Source organism: Parahaliea maris (assembly GCF_008064665.1).
Lineage (GTDB): Bacteria > Pseudomonadota > Gammaproteobacteria > Pseudomonadales > Halieaceae > Parahaliea > Parahaliea maris.
This window is the reverse complement of record NZ_VRZA01000005.1, coordinates 33,646-55,644: the sequence shown is the minus strand read 5'-3', so window position 1 is coordinate 55,644 and position 21,999 is coordinate 33,646. Positions and strand designations below refer to the sequence as shown.

17 protein-coding genes are annotated in these 21,999 nt (G+C 54.6%); 4 read left to right on the top strand and 13 right to left on the bottom strand.

The features are described 5' to 3' along the window. The 7 genes from FV139_RS14170 to FV139_RS14140 form a co-directional block, all read right to left on the bottom strand. Positions 1-936: a VOC family protein gene (locus FV139_RS14170; protein ID WP_148069121.1), complete on the bottom strand. Its 936-nt coding sequence runs from the start codon at positions 934-936 to the stop codon at positions 1-3. Positions 937-956: 20 nt separating this feature from the next. Continuing rightward, complete coding sequence (locus FV139_RS14165; RefSeq protein ID WP_148069120.1) at positions 957-2,120, bottom strand: alpha/beta hydrolase family protein; 1,164 nt, start codon at positions 2,118-2,120, stop codon at positions 957-959. A gap of 19 nt (positions 2,121-2,139) precedes the next feature. Continuing rightward, positions 2,140-2,919, bottom strand: coding sequence for a cyclase family protein (locus tag FV139_RS14160; protein ID WP_148069119.1), 780 nt, complete (start codon positions 2,917-2,919; stop codon positions 2,140-2,142). Between the two features lie 36 nt (positions 2,920-2,955). Then, positions 2,956-3,948, bottom strand: a complete 993-nt coding sequence (locus FV139_RS14155; RefSeq protein ID WP_148069118.1) for a fumarylacetoacetate hydrolase family protein — start codon at positions 3,946-3,948, stop codon at positions 2,956-2,958. Positions 3,949-4,208: 260 nt separating this feature from the next. After that, on the bottom strand, positions 4,209-4,613 hold the full coding sequence (locus tag FV139_RS14150; RefSeq protein WP_148069117.1) for a C-glycoside deglycosidase beta subunit domain-containing protein: 405 nt from the start codon (positions 4,611-4,613) through the stop codon (positions 4,209-4,211). A 14-nt stretch (positions 4,614-4,627) separates the two neighbouring features. Next, positions 4,628-5,530, bottom strand: a complete 903-nt coding sequence (locus FV139_RS14145) for a sugar phosphate isomerase/epimerase family protein (RefSeq protein WP_148069116.1) — start codon at positions 5,528-5,530, stop codon at positions 4,628-4,630. Positions 5,531-5,599: 69 nt separating this feature from the next. Further along, positions 5,600-7,768: a TonB-dependent receptor gene (locus FV139_RS14140; RefSeq protein ID WP_148069115.1), complete on the bottom strand. Its 2,169-nt coding sequence runs from the start codon at positions 7,766-7,768 to the stop codon at positions 5,600-5,602. A gap of 374 nt (positions 7,769-8,142) precedes the next feature. Here FV139_RS14140 and FV139_RS14135 point away from each other — a divergent pair, with 374 nt between their 5' ends. Next, a complete protein-coding gene (locus FV139_RS14135) occupies positions 8,143-8,874 on the top strand; it encodes a TetR/AcrR family transcriptional regulator (protein ID WP_148069114.1) in 732 nt (243 codons plus the stop codon). A gap of 39 nt (positions 8,875-8,913) precedes the next feature. Beyond that, positions 8,914-12,222 (top strand): glycosyl hydrolase, encoded by a 3,309-nt coding sequence (locus FV139_RS14130; RefSeq protein ID WP_187276545.1) that lies wholly within the window; start codon positions 8,914-8,916, stop codon positions 12,220-12,222. Between the two features lie 112 nt (positions 12,223-12,334). On the opposite strand, the gene FV139_RS14125 is transcribed toward FV139_RS14130, so the two are convergent. Both FV139_RS14125 and FV139_RS14120 read right to left on the bottom strand, forming a co-directional pair. Beyond that, positions 12,335-13,345: a sugar phosphate isomerase/epimerase family protein gene (locus tag FV139_RS14125; protein WP_148069112.1), complete on the bottom strand. Its 1,011-nt coding sequence runs from the start codon at positions 13,343-13,345 to the stop codon at positions 12,335-12,337. Then, entirely contained in the window at positions 13,342-13,740 is a 399-nt protein-coding gene (locus FV139_RS14120; RefSeq protein ID WP_148069111.1) for a C-glycoside deglycosidase beta subunit domain-containing protein, read from the bottom strand. Before FV139_RS14120 ends, FV139_RS14125 begins: the two co-directional genes overlap by 4 nt. A 432-nt stretch (positions 13,741-14,172) precedes the next feature. Here FV139_RS14120 and FV139_RS14115 point away from each other — a divergent pair, with 432 nt between their 5' ends. Both FV139_RS14115 and FV139_RS14110 read left to right on the top strand, forming a co-directional pair. Beyond that, on the top strand, positions 14,173-15,360 hold the full coding sequence (locus tag FV139_RS14115; RefSeq protein WP_213004130.1) for an MFS transporter: 1,188 nt from the start codon (positions 14,173-14,175) through the stop codon (positions 15,358-15,360). A 171-nt stretch (positions 15,361-15,531) separates the two neighbouring features. Further along, entirely contained in the window at positions 15,532-17,214 is a 1,683-nt protein-coding gene (locus FV139_RS14110; RefSeq protein ID WP_148069110.1) for a GMC oxidoreductase, read from the top strand. A gap of 49 nt (positions 17,215-17,263) precedes the next feature. Here FV139_RS14110 and FV139_RS14105 read toward each other — a convergent pair whose 3' ends face one another. The 4 genes from FV139_RS14105 to FV139_RS14090 form a co-directional block, all read right to left on the bottom strand. After that, positions 17,264-18,484 carry an MFS transporter gene (locus tag FV139_RS14105; RefSeq protein WP_148069109.1) on the bottom strand — a complete coding sequence of 407 codons (1,221 nt, stop codon included), beginning with the start codon at positions 18,482-18,484 and terminating at the stop codon, positions 17,264-17,266. Between the two features lie 88 nt (positions 18,485-18,572). After that, positions 18,573-20,270, bottom strand: a complete 1,698-nt coding sequence (locus FV139_RS14100; RefSeq protein ID WP_148069108.1) for a GMC oxidoreductase — start codon at positions 20,268-20,270, stop codon at positions 18,573-18,575. After that, positions 20,267-20,794, bottom strand: a complete 528-nt coding sequence (locus FV139_RS14095) for a gluconate 2-dehydrogenase subunit 3 family protein (RefSeq protein ID WP_187276544.1) — start codon at positions 20,792-20,794, stop codon at positions 20,267-20,269. Before FV139_RS14095 ends, FV139_RS14100 begins: the two co-directional genes overlap by 4 nt. A 44-nt stretch (positions 20,795-20,838) precedes the next feature. Next, entirely contained in the window at positions 20,839-21,999 is a 1,161-nt protein-coding gene (locus FV139_RS14090) for a Gfo/Idh/MocA family protein (RefSeq protein WP_148069106.1), read from the bottom strand.

Below are 21,999 nucleotides of genomic sequence, written 5' to 3'. Positions count from 1 at the left end.
TCACTGGGGCTTGGCGCCCGGAGGCGGTCCCATCGGAGACCACTTTTCCGTGTACTTGAACAGGAAAGCCTGCGAGTTGTCAGCGCCCGGGGCGCCCTCGCGCGCCGTCCACTGATCATCGTGCAGGTCCATATCGGCGTCGTACTCCATGTTGCAGCCCAGTGGACTCTTGAAGTACCAGAACCAGTTGGAGCCGAACAGGTGGCGGCCGGGCCCCCAGAAACTCTGATAGCCCTTTTCCACCATATTCCTGCCCGCGTGCATCACTTCGGTGGGGCCGGCCATATGGAAGGTAAAATGTTCACAACCCAGCATGTGCGGTGGCGTCTGGATGAAGAATACGGTGTGGTGGTCCGTGGTTCCCGCGGGGCGCATGAAGGGGCCGACGCCGGTGAAACGGTCAGTGGTGATGAACCCCAGGCGCTCCGCGTAGAAGGCCTCCGCCCTGGCGAAGTCCGGTACAAAGTAAACGATATGTGAAAGCGAGCGCGGCTCCGGTGCCGCAACTTTTTGAACGCCGATATCGTTGACCGCACGTTGGTGGGAAGACCCCGGGGCGTTGACGATCTCTGCAGGCAGCGACAGTGTTGTGCGTACTGTTACCTGAAAGCCGAGGGCAAAGCCCATATCGTCAACAGACTCGATGGAGCCATCCGCAAGGCGTTTGACCTCCCTGTCGGACGACAGCTCGGTTGCAATGGCCTCCAGCGTCGCTTGGTCAGCGACACCGTAGACGGTCTTGCGCAACATGGTCGGGGTTTCCAGCGCCGCGGGCAGCGAGGGATCATCCTTTGGCTTGATGATGACGCCGGTGCCGTCAAGCGCCAGGAAGCGATCGTCGCCCGCCGCCTTGAGCCCGTAGTCGGTCAGGTACTGACGGCAGGATTCCATGTCGTCGACACCAAACACCAGAAAATCAGGTCCGATAATGTTCATGTATTTATTCTCCTTTCAGACTATTCGACAGCGGTGCGCCCACCGAGGTGTTCAGCAACCCAGTCGGCAATGTAGTGGCCAGCATTGACACTGTTATCGAAGCTGGAGTGCTGGACTCCGCCCTCGCGCTCAGTGAAGATTTTCAATTCGCGATCGGGGCTGTTTACCAGTTGCTCGTAGGTGCGCTCGGCCCACTTCAGTGGGATCTGGCTGTCTTTCTGGCCGTGGGTCACCAGGAAAGGCACCTTGATCTTTTCGACGACACCGTCCAGGTGGACGTTTTCGGCAATTTCCATGAAGTGCTCGATCGAGTCGGCGCCCCAGACCCAGCAGACGTGTTTCCAGTAGTGGGGCACCGGGAAGTCGCCCTCACGCTCCAATCGGCGCTTCTGCACATCGCGCCAGTCGTGGTTGGCGCCCCAGACCACGCCGCAGGCAAACCGCGGTTCAAAGGCGACGGCGCGCGGGCAGTAGTAACCACCCAGGGACACCCCTTCCATGCCGATGCGCTTGCTGTCGACGTCGGCACGGGTTTCCAGGTAGTCCACCACCCGGCTGGCCCAGTGCTCGCTGTCGTAGCGCGCCTTGAAATCCTGCAGGCGCAGCGCTTCACCGGTACCGGGCTGATCGACGATGAGGGATGCGACACCGCGCTTGGCCAGCCAGCGCGGCAGGCCGACGTGGTATTTCATCTCTTTGGTAGAGTCGAGGCCGTTGACCTGCACCAGTACCGGGGCGGGGCCGTCGACGCCCTCCGCTGGTACAAAGAGCGCTGACAGGTGCTTGCCTTCGTAGGGAATTTCCACCCGGGTACAGGGCGCGCCCGACAAGGCAGCCCCCTTCTGGAATAGCTCGAGGGACTCCCTGTACAGCTCCATTCGGCTGGGGGCATCGTGCGCCTGCAGGCGTTCACAGGTCGTCAGGTAGATGCCGGCGCGAAGGTATTTCTCGCCCGCGGACAACAGGCGCCCGCGCTCCTCGTCTTCCGCCGCCAGGCCACAGAGTTTCTTCGACATGGTTTCCCAGACATCGCGAAAGGCCTGGGTGCCCTCGGCATCGGGTTGCTTCGCGGCTTCCTGCAGGGGCGCGCACATCTCCTCGATTTCACCGATGCGGGCGCCCATCTCGATGGCGAGATCCACCGAGAGATTCCACACATAGTTGGTGGGAAAATACTTGAACATGACGTGTCCTCGAAATTTGTCAGTCTTCTATAATCGCCACCGCGCGTACGAAGCCGGCGGATGCGTGCTTGATCTTGTAGGGGAAGCAGGAGACTACAAAGCCGTGATCGGGCAGGCTTTCCAGATTGCTCAGCTTCTCCATCTGTCCGTAACCGATGTCGCGACCGGCCTTGTGCCCCTCCCAGATAATGGAGGCGTCACCGGTCTCCTGATAACGTTCGCGGGTAAAACTGAAGGGAGCATCCCAGCTCCAGGCATCGGTACCGACAATGCGAACGCCGCGCTCCAGCAGGTAGAGGGTCGCCTCGCGCCCCAAGCCCACACCGGCACTGAGATACTCGGGCTGGCCGTAGACTGAACCCGCGCGCGTGTTGACCAGCACGATGTCCAGCGGCTTGAGTGCGTGCCCGATACGTGCCAGTTCGGCCGCCACCTCGTCCGCGGTTACCACATGCCCGTCGGGAAGATCGCGGAAGTCCAGCTTGACCCCCGGCTGCAGGCACCAGTCCAGCGGCATTTCATCGATGCCGTAAGCCGGCTTGCCGCCATCGGTGGTCGACGCGTAATGCCATGGCGCGTCCATGTGGGTGCCGCTGTGCGTCGTAATGTTCATCCGCTCGGCGGCCCAGGCTTCGTCACCGGGCAGGTCCGATTTTTTCAGGCCGGGAAACATCGCGGCCATTTCCGGCCAGCCCTGCTGGTGATCGGTGTACTCGATGCTGGGCAGCAACGGAGGCGGATCGGTATAGGGGTTGTTCTCCAGCGTCACGGAGAGGTCAATCAATTTGCGGGTACTCATATTCTTCACTCCGGATTCCTTGGCGACCAGCGGACGTCAGGCGTCAGCCACTTTGTATTGCGTAACTTGCTGGTCGATTTCGCCAAAGACGGCATCGCCATCGGCCAGTCTCGCGGTCATACGCACACGGTCGCCAAACTTCATGAAGGGGGTCTTGACCTCACCGGACTCGATGATGTCAATGGCGCGGCGCTCTGAAATACAGGCCGAGCCTCGGCTCCGATCGCGGGTAGATACCGTGCCGGAGCCGAGGATGGTGCCGGCGCTCAGTCGCCGTGTCAGCGCGGCATGGGCGATCAGTTCGTGGAAGCCAAAGTGCATTTCACCGCCGTTGGGATTGCCAAACCAGCGACCATTCCACTCGATTTCCAGGTCCAGGTGCACACGACCGTCCTTCCAGGCGGCGCCCAGTTCATCAGGCGTGACAGCCACTGGCGAGAAAGCAGTCGATGGCTTGGCCTGCACAAAGCCGAAGCCGGTACGCATCTCTCTCGGTGCCAGTGCGCGCAGGCTGACATCATTGGCAATCATCACCAGGCGAACATAGTCCAGGGCCTTGTCTGCCGGTGTCCCCATGGGGACTTCGTCCACGACCACGGCGAATTCGCCCTCGAAATCGATACCGTGTTCTTCGGTGGTCACTTCCAGGTCAGCCCGGGGGCCGCGCAGGTCATCTCCCGCCCCCTGGTAAATCAGGGGAATCGTGTCGGCCCCCTCGATCGGCTCCAGGTTGAAAGCCAGTTGCATCAGCTCACCATGACTCAGGAACAGGGAGCCATCGAGCCATTGCCAGGTACGCGGCAGTGGCGCCATCGCCTGCTCCGGGTCAAAGGCGAAGGAGCTCTCCACCTCTGCTGTGTTGAGTTGCTTGTAGAGAGCCTGCAATTCGGACTCGACCTCCCTCCAGTTTGCGATTGCCGACAGCACGCTGGGGGCAAGGTGATCGATGCGTATGGCGCGTTGTTGATCCTGCGATACGAGGACCGGACAGCCATTCGCCTGATCGCATTTAAGAGTGGCTAGCTTCATGAAGCGTTTCCTGACAATGATTTGCCTAAGGCCAGTAATCCCGGAAATTTCTCCAGCACGGCGTCCCAGATGCGCAGACTATGCCCTGGCTTGCACTACCAAAACGCGTTTCGCCGCACTGCGTTTTATGTCATGTTCTTGCATCACGGTCATCGCTACTCTCATCGTGGCAATGCTATGAGCAGTTTTTCAATGGGTCATTACACCTATGCAGAGAGAGGCAAGCAGGTCACGTTTTGTCGGATCGATGCCGAGAGGGTCTAACGCACAAGGACCATACGACGTTGCTCAGGACGGCTGAACATCAAATCGAGCCTGGGAGGCAAGTAAGAGGCACTGAACTCATTGAATACTTCAATATCATGAATGCCCGGCTTCAGCCCGCCCGCCTTCTTTACTAACAACATGGCGGCATCCAGTGAATTCCAGTGAATATCAGTGCTGTCGGCGAGATCTTTCTGCGCTATGGTCTTGCCGGAAACTTCCCAGGCAATCTGATCGCCCTCGTAAGTGGTGCCGTCTACGGTCACGGTGATGGGCCTGACCTGTGACATCCATACGCCGCGATAGTAATTGAGTCGAATGGGTACCTGAAAGCCCGTTATGTCATTACCGTCGACGATGTTGCGAAAACCACGTTGCTGAATAATTGAACGCTCTAACATATCTTCTTTCGCCCTTAGTCGATTTCGCCCAACAGTTTACGCATCATTACATGCTGTTTGCGCAGTTGATCCGATGAATAACCCGGTACATCCTTGTTCTTGCCCTCGTACTCGCTAAGCAGACAGCCGTCCCACTGTTCGCGGATCATAACCGCCAGAATCTCTTTGTAAGGGTGGGTTGGATCCTCCAGGTCTTCCGTCATATGCGTAAATTTGGCATGGCAAGCGTAGGTATAGGGCAACAAATCAACCATGTCTTCGGGCTGACACGGTTTGTCGTCATAGCCCGGGATTTCAAGCCGATCCGCAGTCTGGAATACACCTAAATCGATATTCAAACCGAAATGTTTGGTGCCAGTCTTTTCGATAAATTCCACATAATCGTCAACCATTGCTGACTTCAGGGCTGTCGGTTGATGCAGTTCCGGGCACATCCTGACATTGTGTTCTTCGGCAACCGGTAACGCCATTTCGATAAATTCCCGCCAGTTCGGTACCGGGTTGAGAATTTCATCTACTACACCTAACTTGGTACGCATGACGGTAAAGCCCAGTTTGCTAGCGAGTGTTATATCCCGCACCAGCATTTCATACGACTGTTTGGTGGAGAGTTGTTTTTCTGGAATCATGCGCGAGTCGACCCAGTGGCCGTACTCAACAGGTTCGATATCGTACTTCTCCAAGAGGAAAAACCAGTTTTCCAGCCACTCTTCGCCAGGATTGGGGTAGTTTTCGATATGCCCGTTGGCGAGAATTTCGAGGCCAGTCGCGCCCATGTCATACATATCGGCTAAGCAGTCTTCCAGGGTCATAGTAAAACCCAGTTCTTCTGCATAGCAGTACAGCGAAACGCCACGATAGGGAACACCCTTCGTTCTTTCTCGCTCAAGTTTTTTTCTGTGATCGTAGATATTCATTCTATTAACTTTGATTGCAGATGAACCGATTAAAAAACGCCCGACCTAAACTGGTCGGGCAAACACCACCTATTTGAAATTGTAGGTGAATCTTACGCCGTAGGTTCTCGGTGGCTGGAACTGGTATGTGTTCCAGTGGGCCACATAATTTCTTGCCGCATTGGCCAATATATCTTCGTCGGTAACGTTTCTCACGTAGGCTTGGAGTTGCCAGTTGTAGCTGCCTGGTGCGTAGCTCAGCGATACGTTACCTGTGGTGTAGGAGGGTGATTTCAAGTCTTCGGTATTGAAGGCTGAATAGTAGAACGATGAGGAGTACTTGGCATCGACCTTGGCGGTCAATTCACCCTGGTTACCCAGTGGGAATACGTGTTCGTAGCCCAGAGTGAAAGAGAGATCAGGAGCATTTGGAAGATCGTTACCCGAGATGTCCACTTCATTTCCAGCACCATCCACAATGGGATCGTCCAGATTATCGAAGGTGGCATCCAGGTAAGTTGCATTCAAGTCGAACCTGCCGTTGTCACCCACCAGAGCGAGAACTTGAACTTCAAGTCCGTTGATGGTCGCGCTACCGACATTGAACACGCCAGCACTTTCGCCTGAGATCACTTCTGTGGACTGAGACGCCTGGTAGCCCTCGTACTCGGTCGTGTACAGTGCAGCATTAAGCTGCAGGCGATTGCTGAAAAGATCGTTTTTAGTACCGATCTCCCAGGTTGTCACCTCCTCTGGGTCGTAGTTGATCGAAGGCGCCGAGCCATTCGAGTTGAAACCGCCGCCCTTGTATCCTGTGTCTCGTTTCAGATAAACCAGCGTGTCTTCGGAAGGTGTCCACTCCAAGCCGACATGATAGGTGTCCTGTGAATTATCGATATTGCCGTTGCCGGGCGTTGTGATCTTAAAGGGTAAAAATCCAAATGTAGCAACTTCCAGATCCAGTACCGCATTCCCGGTGCGTTCCTTTTTATCGTCGGTATTCCGTGCGCCCGCCGTGATTTTAAACTGATCATTGATTTGATAACCCAAGTGAGCAAAGTAGGCTTTGGACTCGGTCTCAATTTCGTAGTCAAATTTGATCAGGTAACGACCCGCATAGGGGCCACCGTTCTGCAGTAAGCCTGAGTCGATAGTGTTTTCTTCTTTAAAATAGAAGTAACCAAACTGAGCGGTAAACGCTTTGTCTTGCGGAGTTGCAAAGCGAATTTCGTGGTTGGTCGTGTCAGGAGTTTCATTCTGTACAAACTGTGCTGGAATCAGGGTGCCAGAATCTGTGCCATCCAGACGATGGGCCCAGTCTTGCTTGTCGATGCCACCGGAGTAAGTAACGTCGATGTCGCCGGGCAGTCCACTGTAAGTCACTTCCCAGCGCGTACGTTCGCCGTCAAGCTCGGTGAGCGCCTGCGAGTAATTGGTGTAGTTTTCTGTGTCAATGTCGTCGATATCGAGCTTGGTTTCCAGCGGGCCATTGAAGGGCGTGTCACCCACCTGGTCGACGCGATCCTTCTGGTAGCTGATCCAGCCATCCAGGGTTTCGGTCGGCTGAAACGCAAGCTGGGCGCGCCAGGAATAGTTATCCTCATCGTCGGAGCGCTGTCCAACCGGTTCCAACTTCCTGTATCCATCGTGTTCACGGTTGATTCCGGAAATTCGCGCCTGCACCTTCTCGGTAATCGGAACATTGAGCATCGCTTCAATATTGCGGGCATTGTAATTTCCGACCTCCAGGGCAACTTTGCCTTCCAGTTCGTCAGAGGGTCTATTGGTAATGATATTGATCAGACCACCCGTTGAATTACGACCGAAAAGTGTTCCCTGAGGACCTTTGAGTACTTCCACCCGCTGCAAGTCGTACATGTTGGCAAACACGCCAAAGGAGCGGTTGGTAAAAAACCCGTCTCTGGCGATCGAGACTGAGGGATCGCCCGTTTCGGTCACGTCGGTACTGGCTATACCTCGAATCGCGACGTATGCAGCACCGTTGCTGGTTGTCACGTTGATGCTGGGATCGATATTCTGTAACGCGATCACATTAGAGATGCCGGATTCCGCAAGGGTACTACCTGTATAGGCAGTCAGCGCAACAGCGGTATCCTGGGCGCTGGTTTCCACGCGATTGGCGGTAACGACAACTTCCTCCAGTTCGGCAGCAAGGCTGTTAACCGATGCTATCGCAAGTGGAATAGCGGAAATGCCAAGAGCGATTTTTTTAGATCTGGCTGGAATCATGGTTTTCATGTTTTCGATGACCTCGTTTTATTAGCGTTATCTGGCGAAAGATCAACCGTGGTTTCTTTACTCGCCAGTTTTGAGAATATATTAGAATCAATATTCACATTCTATATAAATGTTGTCAACTCATCGTTTGTTGTACTGGCGCAGCCAGTTCACAGTCTGCCTAAACGTCCAGGTTCACTAGTATCCAGAAGATGGATGTTCAGATTTCTCTTCTCTGAATCCGCAACCTGGTACCCGGGTTGGTGCTATCGCGTACTTGTAACTTATTGTTTAATAACGCTATTTATCTTCTGTCTGACGATTGAATTTGTGGAAAAGCCTTATTTTTATAGCAATTTGTATGTCGTATCATCTAATCTAAGCAGCGATTAGATATGAACTTAATATCGATGTCAACTACAATGGCGGCCCCGTTGCTTGCCATTGCGGGAGTCCGTCTGGCACAAACCCGTTGGTACAATGCTTACCGTATTGGAAGAGAGATTACAGTGATGAAGTCAGCGATGAAGCGTTACCACAAGGAGAATTTACGGGACGATCTGCTCAGGGCGGCGGCACAAGTCGTAAATCTCGAAGGCTACGAACAGTTATCGATTCGGCGTTTGGCAAAAGAAACCGGAGTGTCCCCTGGTGCCCCTTATCATCACTTTCCGGATAAGCGGTCGTTGTTGCTCGCCGTTGCTCTTGAGGGATACCGGGAACTGAATACTGTACCTGTTACGCCAAATTCATCGATGAACGTAAAGCCGCGAACCCACTTGTTCAACGTGTGCCGTCGTTTTCTGACTTTTGCCGCGGAAAATCCGCGCCTGATGACGCTTATGTACGATAGCGAACTCACCCGCCCAATTCCGGACCCCGCCATTGCCAAGGCGCAACAACGGGGCGCAGAATTTCTGCAGGAGGCAATATTGGTGATAACTCCCAGGCTTTCAGCCAAAGCTCTGAGCGTAAGGGTCGCCACCCTCTGGTCCACGATATTTGGCTTCGCCATGCTACGGAACCTGGGAATGATTCAGACAAATCACGTTGTCCGGGATCCATTCTCTTCGAAACTGGCCGACTCGGTAATACAGCAAGCGATCCATGTTATGGAAAGTGATTAACGCTGAGGTGCCGGAAAAGTGATATCGAGGATCATGGCAATGAGACGCCTGTCAGACCTGACTATTCTATTTCTACAGTTGCTTTTCGTTGGTGCCGCGACAGGCGACGATCTGTATAACGGCTTCGTGAATCCGCCGGAATCCGCTCGCCCCCAAGCCTGGTGGCACTGGATGAATGGCAATGTCAGTAACAAGGAAGCATTGAACGATCTGCAGTGGATGTACGAAGTGGGAATTGGTGGCGTTCAGGTTTTCGAAGCTGGTATGGGGCAACGTTTACCCGATGGCCAGCGCCTGGTTTACGGCAAACCCGCATGGAAAAAAGTGCTGGCTGAGAGTGCGAGCAAGGCAAGTGAACTGGGCCTCGATTTTTCGATCACCACGTCACCGGGTTGGAGCGCCACCGGGGGGCCCTGGGTCAAACCGGAGGACGCCATGAAAAAGCTGGTCTGGTCGAAAACGTCGATAAAGGGCGGAGGACAGGTGCAAAAGCAATTGCCTGCACCGCCCGCTGTGGCAGGCCCTTACCAGGATATTCCGGCTGATACACATGGCGCAGCAGCGAGCGAACATGAGTTGGATTTTTATAGGGATATTGCTGTTCTGGCAGTCCCCTTCGAGGGGAAAGATATTGAATCGCTCGCTATCAGCGCCAGTGCAGAAATTGACCACGTGGCGGAGCTGACAGACGGCCAATTCTGGCCCGCCCAGCAATTGCCCGTGGACAAACAGGGCAGTGCCTGGCTGGATTTGAAGACGGCCACAGTTGCTGACGTGCAGGGTATTACACTGGGTTTGCCGGATCCACGCGGTTTTGGCACGCCAGCGCCACCTCTGGTTGAATTTCAATACAGTCTGGACGGCAAGCGTTTCGAAACCGTTGCAATCTTGCAAGCCACCGCTTCCCCGGTACGCTCTGCTTCGTTCGCACCGGTACGGGCAAAATACTTCAGGGTGGCATTTTCGCGGGACCCCAGACCAGGCTTTATGGATACACTGCAGTACGCTCCCGGAGCCAACCTTCTCCCTTTCCCTGCTCGTCACAGCAGCTACGCGATATCCGAGATCACGCTGCACACCGCCCCGCATGTGAACGCCGCTGAGGAAAAAGCCGGCTTTGCGGCTGCTGATAACTATTACGCGCTGGCCAACCCTGCATCGTTGCAAGCCTCTGCCAGGCTGTCAGAGGTTGTAGACGTCACTCGCTATGTGGGTTCTGACGGGCTCTTGAGCTGGGATGCGCCAGAGGGTGAATGGCGGATAATTCGGCTGGGGTATTCACTCACAGGCCACAAAAACGGGCCGGCGCCTGAGGAAGCAACGGGACTTGAGGTGGACAAGCTGGCGGCCGATAAGGTGCACGCCTACCTGGAAACGTACTTGCAGAACTATAGTTCAAGCAAGGATACCCTGATGCCCGGCATTACCGGACTTCTGAGCGATAGTATCGAATCCGGCCCGCAAAACTGGACCGATAATATGTTGCGGGAATTCAAGACAATCCACGGCTACGACGCACTGCTCTGGTTGCCCGCACTGACTGGAGAAGTTATCGAAAGCCCCGACGCGACAGATCGCTTCCTGTGGGATTTTCGAACAGTCATTTCCCGGCTGATAAGCCAGAATCACTATGCCGTTATAGCCGATTTTGCCCACACTCGAGGATTGCAGTATTACGCCGAGGCGCTTGAGGACCACCGTCCACAGTTGGGCAATGACCTGGATATGCGCGCGGCTGCCGATATACCCATGTCCGCATTCTGGCATTATTCCGCGGGTAGCTCTCCGAAACCAACTTATCTGATGGACGTCAAGGGTGCGGCTTCGGTAGCCAATGTGTATGGCAAGCCGCTGGTCGCGGTGGAGGCCATGACCACCTTCGGGCACCCTTGGGCGGTAGGGCCGCGCGAGTTGAAAGCGGTAGCCGATCGCGCCTTTGTTCAGGGGGGGAACCGACTGATGCTGCACAGTTCGGTGCATCAGGCCCAAGGCAAAGATTTCAGTCCGGGACTGCCAATGATGCCGTTGCTGGGGCATTACTTCAATCGCAATGTCACCTGGTCAGCTATGGCCAAGTCCTGGATTGAGTATCTGTCCCGAACCCAATACCTGTTGCAACAGGGTTTTGCGTCGGCGGATTTTGCTTTCTTTATCGGTGAGGAAGCACCGGTAACCGGACTGTACGGAGACCACTTGCCGGAAGGCATTCCGGCCGGTTTCAACTATGACTTTGTGTCGGCTTCCGGGTTGCAGCAGTTGCAGGTAGTGGACGGTAACTTGCGTAATCGTAGCGGCAATAGCTACAAGTTCCTCTATCTGGGTGGCTCCAGCAAAAGGTTAACGTTGGACACGCTGCGACGAGTAGGGGAGTTTGCCCGGTCAGGAGTAAAGATTGTTGGCCCGATACCGATTGACTCTCCTTCGCTGGGAGATGACAAGCAGGAGTGGCAACGGATCGTGGACGATATATGGAAGCGCAGCAATGTTATGGACTCGAACTCGATTACCGAGGTTGTCGAGCACTATGGCTTGCCGCCAGATTGGCAATTTATCCCCACCGACGCTCCCGCTGAATCTCTACTGGTGCAGAAACGTCAGTTGCCGGATCGGGTCATCTACTATTTGGTCAATGCTCAGGATGAGCCTCTTGAGGGGCAGTTTTCTCTTTCCGGGTCCCCGATGCCTGGAGAACCGTATTTCTGGCTGGCTACGACCGGCGAACGGCACTCTGCATCCATCGGCAACAGGGGCGAGAAGGGTGTGTCCATCGAGCTGCAACTTGCTCCTCAGGAATCACGATTTCTGGTGTTTGAACATGTGTCAGAGTCCCCGGTATCGCAGCCTGTTGGGCTGCAGTGTCAAAATTCAACCGTGTCGCCGGCTGGTTTTACACGTCCCTGGACAGTGGAGTTCGACCAGCGCTACGGCGGGGCCCCGGATCTCGAACTCGAGCGATTACTGCCGCTGAACCAACATGCGGATGATCGCGTTCGCTATTACAGCGGTGTCATCACATATCGCAACACGTTTGAACTTGACGACACCAGCCTGCAGCAATCCCGGAGTGTCTGTTTTTCCCTGGCGGGCGTTGGGGACATGGCTGAAGTTTATGTCAATGGCCAGTCGGCAGGGAGCGTGTGGACACCGCCTTATGCACTTGATCTAAAGCCATTCCTTGGCACAGGTGAAAATACGGTCGAAGTACGGGTGGCGAACCTCTGGGCGAACCGCTTGATCGGTATGGAACGCAAAGGTGAAACCAGAGACAATTTCCCGGCACATGTGTACAAACCTGCGGCGCCACTGCGACCCGCGGGACTGATTGGGCCAGCAGTCCTGTCGTATTAGTAGATTGATAATCCTGCGCAGTTACCGGACCGGTAATGGTTTGGGAAAAACCAAAAGTTAAACGGGCCTCTCGGAGGCCCGTTTGGGGTTTTACGAGGCCGCTGTCGGGGATCTAACCCTGAGACGCGAATGCTTCATCCAGGAACCGGCGGCACATGGCGTGGTGCTTTTCCACCATGCCAAAAGCGTCCTGTTCTGTCATGTCGAGATAGGCGTGTCCTTCCCATTCTGAAGACATGGTCAGGTTTCTCTCCGTTGTTGAAAATATGCGCATTAACCCTGCATAGTCGATAGAGGGAGAATTACCAGTTTCATCGATATCGTAGTACTTTCCGTGGATGTGGACAGTGCGTGGCAGTAGTTCTTCCCAGTCCGCCAGATTCTCGCGTCCAAACATAGTGAATATCAGTCTGGCCTGTACAACTGGAAGTTCGGGTTCCCCCAAACTCCTGGCCTCTTGCGAAAAGTCCATGTATCGCTTAATGGGTACACCTGGAGTTTTCCAGGCGCGGTCCAGCGCTTCAATTCCGGCTTCGCTCATACCTCCTGATCGCAGCTTATCCAACATGCCCAATGGTATTGCCCGCATGGTGGCACTGAAGTCCGGGATGAAACCAAGATATTCGGAGTCGATGAGTTCGTAGGCTTCCCGTGTAGCCAGCACTTTAGGTGTATTTGGGCCTTCGGGAGCATGAATTTCCATGCCCAGCTTTACCTTGTTGCGTGCGGCGATAGGTTCGAGCTTCTGCAGAACTTCAGGAGTTAATCCAATTTGAATTCGAACCACTGGAACATTGAGTTCACCTGCGAGTTCGATCTGCGGGCGCATATATTCGACACTTTCGTCGGTACTCATCCACGCGTCCTTTTTGAGAGCTATATCGGCGTTGCAGGCCAGTGCAGTCAACACCAGATTGTTGCGCTCTATGGCGCTTTTCAGCTCTTTGATATCTTCCTTCGAAACCTTGTTGGGGAAACCACGCAGGCTCTGAAAGCCGATTAGCTCTACACCTGGTCCAAGATTGCGACGACCCATTTCATCAATCAACTGTGGAAGTGTGTAAGCCCCGGCGAGCCATTCGTTAGTCATGGAATACAGGGTAACACCCAGACAAATACTCATTTTACCGTCACCTCTGTCATGGCCTCGGTGCGCTTAACCAGCGCGGTTTCTGGTCCGATAATGATGTAGGGAATCCGTGTATCCAGTGTTACCTGGAGGCTGGTCCTGCTGCCTTTGGATAAAGGGGAATTGTCGTTGACCTGAATGGTCAGTGGATCCTGTACGAACCACCAGTCATCGACCAGATCGGCCAGTTCTTCGACTGTGAGCTGTTTGTCGTTATAACTAATGCGAATATCGTCCTGAGGTATCGCTTTATCCGCGATCCTGATACTGATGTTTTCGACACAGGACAAGGGCAGTGAGCGGTACCACGCCAGATGGACGTCAATTTCGTATCCCAGAGGAGTGCTGCGAACAGACTCCGGACCGAGGACATTGGCTTCTAGAGTCATGATTTCCTCCTAACTCTTTTCTTATGCAAGGATAAATGTCGGAGTTGGCTACATTTTGCATAATATTAGAACTGAAATTCCAATAAATCAATCATAACGATCTGTGTTAATTCATTTGCAGGCCTTGATATGGATATTTGGCGTAGATTATTCGTTTGATATACCCCTCATAACTATGGCGGCCACAAAACCGTTGACTTATATAGAATGCACATTCTAGTATAGTCGCAAGGGGTTGATGGTTACCTGCTGCTCCCGCCCGACGATTGGATGAATGATAGATCCACACTCTGGCCTGACCTGATACATCCAGTCAGATAGCTGCCCCCGTAATAGTTTTCTCCAGAAAAATGCATAACAACTATCGTTGAAACTGTAACTATGAGTTCGATCCTTGCTATACATAAGCGACTAACCCTGGTTCCGCAGGGGATGATCATTGTGATCTCCGGCTTCTTGCCGCTGTTTGCAATTGTCTCCATGTTCCCGGCGCTGCCTTCGATCATCGGACATTTTCAAGACAACCCAAAAGCCCGGGAGTTGGTGCCGCTTATGGTTTCGGCGCCGGGCTTAACTATCGCATTCCTGGCACCTTTTGCTGGCTTTTTTGTTGATAGGTTTGGCCGCCTTCCCCTGTTGCTATGGGGAACGTTCTTTTATGGAATTTTTGGCGTTGCGCCCTTCTTCCTGGACAGTCTGACGCTGATGTTCGTGTCGCGCCTGCTTCTGGGTGCCTGTGAAGCCGCTATTCTGACCGTGGTCAACACCCTGATTGGTGATTACTGGGAGGACGAAGGGCGCAGGGACTGGTTGTTCCTGCAGGGTATCGCCGGACCGGTTCTGGGAGCCGTTACGATCTGGGTCGCTGGGCCTGCAACAGAGTTGCGCTGGAACGGGATGTTCCTGATCTATGGTGTGGCGTTCGTTATCTTTATCTTGATGAAGAAATTTCTGTTTGAGCCGGAATCCCACGCCGCCCTACGCAATGGGGAGGCAGGTTCTGCGAAAACTGAAAACGAAACTTCTTCTTCGCTCAACAGTCCATTTCCAGCGAAATCGATGACCCAGGTCGGGTTGCTGACTCTTTTTGGATCAGCGCTGTACTACGTTTTCATTATCTCCGGGGGGTTGGTGTTCAATGAGATCGGTATTACCGAGCCCTCCCGAATCAGCGATATTTCAGCAATACCCGCGCTTTTCATCATAGTTGGCGCGCTCGTATTCAGAATATTGAGCACTCAGGACAACACCGTACAGTTGGGCAGTTTTCTTCTGGTGTTGTGTACAGGATTGACGATTATTGGCCTGGCGAAAAGCGTACCGGTACTGGTGCTTGGCCTTGTGATTCAACAGACTGGTGCCGGAATGACAGTGGTAACGCTGATTGCCTGGACTCAGACCAAACTACCTTATCAACATAGAGGCAGGGGAATGGGCATCTGGACCGCCTGCTTTTTCTTCGGACAGTTTTCCAGCCCGTGGTTGGTAGCAAGGTTGGAGAACCTGACGGGCACGGTTCAAGGTGCTTTTGTAGTTTCAGGAGTAATCGGACTTGCAGTGGCGGCCATGATGTTTCTAACTCATGTTAAAAATGCGATTCAGAGGCGTGAACTGGCATAGTTCACAGGGCCTTTACTGCGAGATTACGTACAAGTACGGATAACCTGCTTAAGGTGTCGCCGCATAGCTATAAATCCCGTTGTATTTCTTCAATTTCACCACGCTTGCCGCGTTAGACGGCCCATCGCGGCGCTCAATTGGCGATTCGATAATTCGGAACAGGAAAGCATAATGGCTACTAATCAATATGATGCGATCGTCATCGGCACCGGTGCGACCGGTGGATTTGCTGCCAAAGAACTGGCAGAGCGGGGCTTGCATGTCATAGCTCTGGAGGCGGGGCCGGCTCACGACGAAGCCAGATTTCAGCAGATCGGCGGAATGAAACCGCCAAGGGCGCTGGAACGCATGCTGTCGGGTATCAAGGGGCAGCATGTGCAGGCCAGGGCGTCCTGGTTCAGTCCCGACAAAGACTTCCTCTTCGTTAACGACCTTAAGAACCCCTACACCAATTCCGGTGAGCACTATCTCTGGGTGCGCGGTCGCCAGGTCGGTGGGCGCTTTCAGACCTGGGGGCGTGTAGCCCTGCGTATGTCAGACGTTGATTTCAAAGCCGCCAGCATGGATGGTATCGGTGAAGACTGGCCTATTTCCTATGCCGATCTGGAACCCTATTACGATCATGTCGAAAAATTCCTGGGGATTATTGGTGCTCCAGCTGGGATTCCCAATCTACCGGACGGTACTTTTGCGTCCCGGGCTGGAGAGAGCCAGCTGGAGCGACAATTCCGCGAAACAGTACAGGCCAAATGGCCGGAACGTAAGTTTACTCCCTGGCGTTATGTGCAGAAGGACGCAACCTGTCCCGATGCCAATGGAGAAAAGCATATTACCTCTCCGATTGCGGCCGGACTCGCCAGCGGCCGACTGACATTGCAGCCCGATGCGGTGGTGAAATGTATTAATACTGATGCGTCGACAGGCAAGGCAACCGGTGTTACGTATATAGACAGAACGACCAAGCAGGAACACCACATCGAAGCCAATGTCGTGGTGGTGTGTGCGTCGACCATCGAATCGGTTCGTATCCTGCTCAATTCTACCAGTTCACGTCACCCAAATGGATTGGGTAATACAAATGGCGTTCTCGGTCGCTATTTTATGGATCAGGTCAATGGAATGGTGTTCGGTACGGTGCCAGGCAGCTTTGGCTGGGAAGGGGTCGACAGCCAATCACCGGCTGACAATCACGGCGGCTTCCTGATCCCGCGTTTCCAGAACTTGAATGGTGTCACTCATCCGGAATTTGCCCGAGGTTACAATATCCAGGGGATGGCCGGTCGCATTGGCGTTCCGGAGCATGTCCCCTCACTGTTTGGTATGACGGCGCAGGGCGAAATGCTGCCCAGCTACGACAACTGTATTTCATTGCATCGCAGCAAGAAAGATGCCTGGGGAGTTCCGGTAGCAGATGTATGCATTGCCATGTCTGAGAATGAACGCAAGATGCTGCGTAACCAGATGGACACCATGAAAGAAATGGTCGTCTCCAATGGCTGGAATATCGAGATGGCGGCCAGCGCCCTTGGGCTGGAAAACCCGGAAACCCTGATGCCGCATGATAACTGGTTTGAGCGATTGATGTTTCGCCTGTCCTACAGGAAATCTATCGGACTAGGGTCGGCGATTCACGAGTGTGGTGGCGCACGCATGGGTTCTGATCCAGCGAACTCGGTAGTGAACGCGCAAAACCAGTGCTGGGACGCGGAGAATGTTTTTGTCACTGACAGCAGTTGCTTTGTAACCAATGGCTCGGTTGGACCGACCCTGACGGGTATGGCATTGACGACACGCGCCTGCGAATTTATAGCCGGGCAATACAGCGGCACATCGCAATTTGCACTGGCGGGATAGCCAGTAGGGGAGGGCGGGGCAAGCTCCACTCCAGCGTTCAATTCCCCGGCTAACCGATTTTGTTCAATGTCCTGTGTGGATGAATTAACAGGATTGACATAAACGCGAAAGCAGCGCCCAGAACATAGGGCGCGCCAGCGAATACAAATCCGGTTACACCAGACGAAAACACACTGAATAACCATGGCATCAACAGCGGCGAAATAATTGCTGCGAAGCTGTTGACGCTGATTATAGCCCCCTGCAGAGCGCCCTGCTCGTTGGCGGACAATCCCTGGGACATCAAACTGCGAAGTGCGCCCTGAGACATAAAGGCCATTGCATGGGGGACTATAAACAGTACGCCCAGAGCAGGGTGGTCGCTCAGGGCGAAGCCGAGCAGACCAACTATCATCAGCACTAGTCCGATATTGGCGGCTTTTGCGTCGCCGTACCAGTCGACCAGCTTTTTCAGGATAAATCCCTGGGTAACCACGGTAACAATGCCGTACAGGCCAAGGGAGAAGCCAATTTCCCGCGGCGTCCAGCCGTATTGGAAGGTGGTGAAATAGGGCCAGGTTACGGTCACCGACTGCAAGCCTAATTGCATGAGCAGGGTGGCAAACAACAGTGCGGTCATCTGCGGGTATCTGTGCAGATGGCGGAAAACACTCCAGGCGCTGGATTGCCTGAATCTGAACTGACGGCGTTCTCTTCTGGAAAGGGATTCGGGAAGCGCGTAGATGCCGTACAGCACATTCAATAGTGCGAGAGATGCGGCGATGAAAAAAGGCAGGCGAATGCCCCACTCCGATACCAGGCCGCTCAGCACGGGGCCTACCATGAATCCGAGGCCAAAGGCGGCCCCCATCATGCCAAACGGACCCGCGCGTTTTAGTGGATCGGTGATGTCAGTGATATAAGCCGCAGCTACACTGTGGGTGGCGCCGAACAGACCGGCCAGGGCCTGGGCGAAAAACAGCCAGGCCAGTGAGGGCGCCAGGCCCATCATCACGTAGTTCAGACCGAACGCCAGAAGTGATACCAGGATGACCGGGCGGCGACCGAGAGAGTCGCTGAGGCTGCCGAGGATCGGCGAAGAAAAAAATTGCACCAGGGAGAACAGGGCCGTGATCGCTCCCCCGTAGATGGCAGCCTGGGAAATATTGACGCCGGCCAGTTCCTTGATGAGTTCGGGAATCACCGGTATGAGGATACCTATTCCCACCGAATCCAGAAAAATGGTGATGAGAAGAAATGCCACTGCATTGGTATTGCCGGCTGCAATCATGCGTGTGTTGATCCGTTACTAAAAAGTCGGGACGCTACTGCAATTGAGCTGGTGAGTGCGGACTGCCCGGTATCGTCGCCTGTCGTATTTATAATTGTCCGTTCTTGACCAACTCTGCCGCGTAATTTGCTGCGCGCGCAGTAAACGCCATGTAGGTGAGAGAGGGGTTCTGGCAAGCCGATGACGCCATCGCTGCCCCGTCGGTGACGAACAAGTTGGGGATGTCGTGGGCCTGGTTGTTGCTGTTCAAAACTGAATCAGCACGATCGCGGCCCATCCTGGCGCCGCCCATTTCATGAATGGCCATGCCGCCTTCATTGGGTTCTCCAGAAGACATCAATACCCGCCCGCCGATCAGTTCGACCATTTTCCTGGCTTCAGCTGCGGCCTCCTGAAGCGCCTTGCGTTCATTGTCGCCGTGTTCGAAATCGAACAGTACTTGCGGTACCCCGAAACTGTCGGTCTTGTTGGACTGCAGGATACGGTTGCTGGCGCGAGGAATGGACTCTGCGAATGCGGTCAGCGCAAACATCCACGGACCGGGCTTTTGCAATTCGTTCTTGAACTCAGTTCCCAGTCCTGCCATGCGTCGGCCGCGATTCCAGGTCAGGCGGTAGGCTCCCCCCTGGTAGGAATAGCCGCGCGAAAATTCGACATTGTCCGGTGTCTCACCCAGGTTGCGGAAGCGCGGAATCACGATACCCGTAGGTCGTACGCCCTCGTAATAGTGTTCATCAAAGCCCGGAATCTGGGCCAGCACCGCCAGGCTACTGGCGTGATCCATAAAGTATCTACCGAGCACACCGCTGCTATTGGCAAGACCCTTGGGAAATGTCCCGGACGTGGATCTCAGCATCAGCGCCACACTGTTGACGGATCCGGCGCACAGGAAAACCACTTTGGATGAATAGCTCTTCCGAGCGCCAGTTTCCGTATCGATAACATTGACGCCGGTGATGCGTTTGCGGTCGGCATCGTAGAGGAGTTTGTCCACCAGGGTGTTGGTTTTCAAGGTGAGATTACCCGTGGCGCTGGCGGCTGGCAGAGTCGAGCTCTGGGTAGAGAAGTAGGCGCCGAAACTGCAACCGCGCGCGCAGATGGACCGATACTGACAGGGTGAGCGGCCGGGTAACGGTTGAGTGATGTTGGTGGTACGGCCTATGGTCAGGCGTCTTTCAGGATAAGTCCGGTCAAGCTGTTCCCGCAATGCTGCTTCCACCGGATTCAAGGCCATGGGCGGCATGAATTTACCGTCCGGGAGCTGGGGCAGATTTTCCGGCGCGCCGGAGACACCGATAAACTCCTCAACGTGATCGTACCAGGGGGCGATATCTTCGTAGCGCACTGGCCAGTCCACGCCGTGCCCGTCTCTGCTGTTGGACCGGAAGTCGACGTCACCCCAGCGGTACGTCTGGCGGCCCCATATCAACGAGCGACCGCCAAGCTGATAGCCGCGAATCCAGGTAAAGGGTTTACCTTCCACGGTTTGATAGGGATGCTCCCTGTCGTTGACGAAATGCTGATAGGTCCATTCGTTCAGGTGATGGACCCGGCTCTGGATCGGGTAGTCCCGCTTGAACAACTGTTGGTCACCCTCGCCGCGCCAGGGCAATTCCCAGGGTGCCTTGAATTCGGTTTTGTAATCGCGGCCGTGTTCAACGTGTCGGCCTCGTTCGAGTAACAATACTTTGAGGCCTTTTTCTGTCAGTTCTTTAGCGGCCCAGCCACCGGTAATACCTGACCCGACTACGATAGCATCGAAATCTGTAGTAACTTGTGTGCTCATCCGAAGTCCACCGCTGTCCAGTCATTTGACCATGCCTTGGTTATACCGTCCTTTATCTCAACGTCAGGTATAAAGCGACCGGGCACCAGTTCGTAATGCAACTCCTGTGAGGCGCCTACTTCCGATGTGTAGTAGCCCATCAGTATCAGCGTCTTGAACTTTTGCCAGAGCAGGGAGGTTTCATCCTGTGAGTGCTCGATATAGGCGCGATTATCGATAGCGGCAAGAATTTGGCTTTGCTCGGCCGCAGTGCTTTGCAGGAACGGGAAATCTGTACTCAAAAGCTCGGCAAAACGCTGCAGTTCTCCTGTTGAGGTTGCCAGCAGGCCGTTGTCGACGGCACCCAGTATCCACTGTGAAACTCCCACCGCTTTGGCGCCGGGCGTCTCTGTGCTCGGGATCACCAGATCGCAGACTATATCCAGGGTTTCAAGCATTGAGTCGCCACCCAAGGTGGCTGATGTCGGGGACGTTTCCTCAACCGATTGCCAGATTTTCTGACATGAGGTAGTCAGTGTCATCATGGCGGCTCCACCAGCGGCCAAAAGAAATCCTCGACGCTGCATGACTACACCTCCACCCAGCTGGAATTGGCGTTGGAACTCTCCACGGCCCTGGCGATAAAACGCATGCCGTGCACACCCTCGTCAATAGAGGGATAGCCACCGACAGGCGGCGTGCCATCGATAAAGCGCCTGACATCGGCGAGAAACAAACGGTAGAGATTGGCGAAGGCTTCCAGGTAGCCTTCAGGGTGACCACCCGGGGTGCGGGTCACCTCGGCTGCTGCAACGCTCTTCAAGCTCACTGATGTGCGAAGATATTGCCAGGGCTGACCGGCCGGTTTAAAGATCAGGGTGTTGGGCTCCTGCTGGTGCCACTCGAGCCCGCCTTTGGAGCCGTAGACTCTCAGGGAGAGATTGTTTTCCTCACCGCAGGCGACCTGGGAGCAGGTCAAAGTACCCTTGCCGCCACCTTGCAGGCGCAACAACATGTTGGCGTCATCATCCAGCAGCCGACCCGGTACGAAAGCAGTCAGGTCGGCACAGATGGATGCAATATTCCTGCCGGTGACGAACTCGACCAGGTTGGCGGCATGGGAGCCAATATCGCCTACACAGCAGCTGATACCGGCGCATTCCGGGTCGACCCGCCATTGGGCCTGCTTGGCCTCGGGGTCCTCTTCCACCGCGTCCATAAGCCAGTCCTGCTGGTATTCCACCAGGACTTTGCGGATTTCACCCAGTTCATCATCAAGTACCATCTGGCGCGCCTCGCGCACGGCCGGATAGCCGGTATACGTGTGCGTCAGGCCAAACAGAACCCGGCTCTCACGGGCGACTGCGGCCAGTTCTTCCGCTTCTTCCACAGTGAAGGCCAGCGGCTTTTCACACATGACGTGGATTCCGGCTCGCAGGAAGGCTTTGGCCGCCTTTGCATGCAGGTGGTTGGGGGTGACGATCATGACAAAGTCTATGCCGTCTTCACGTGCGGCCTCTTGCTGGGCCATGGTCTCGAAGTCGTCATACCATCGCGATAGAAACCAGTCTTCGGCACTGGTACGGGCAGTTTCTGCGGTCGACGACATGGCACCTGCGACGACCTGCGCTTGACCGTCCAGTTCGACTGCGATGCGGTGTACAGCCCCGATGAACGCGCCGCGGCCTCCGCCGACAATGCCGCCACGTAATCGTCTGTTGCTGCCAGGATTTGTGTTTGTGATGTCCAT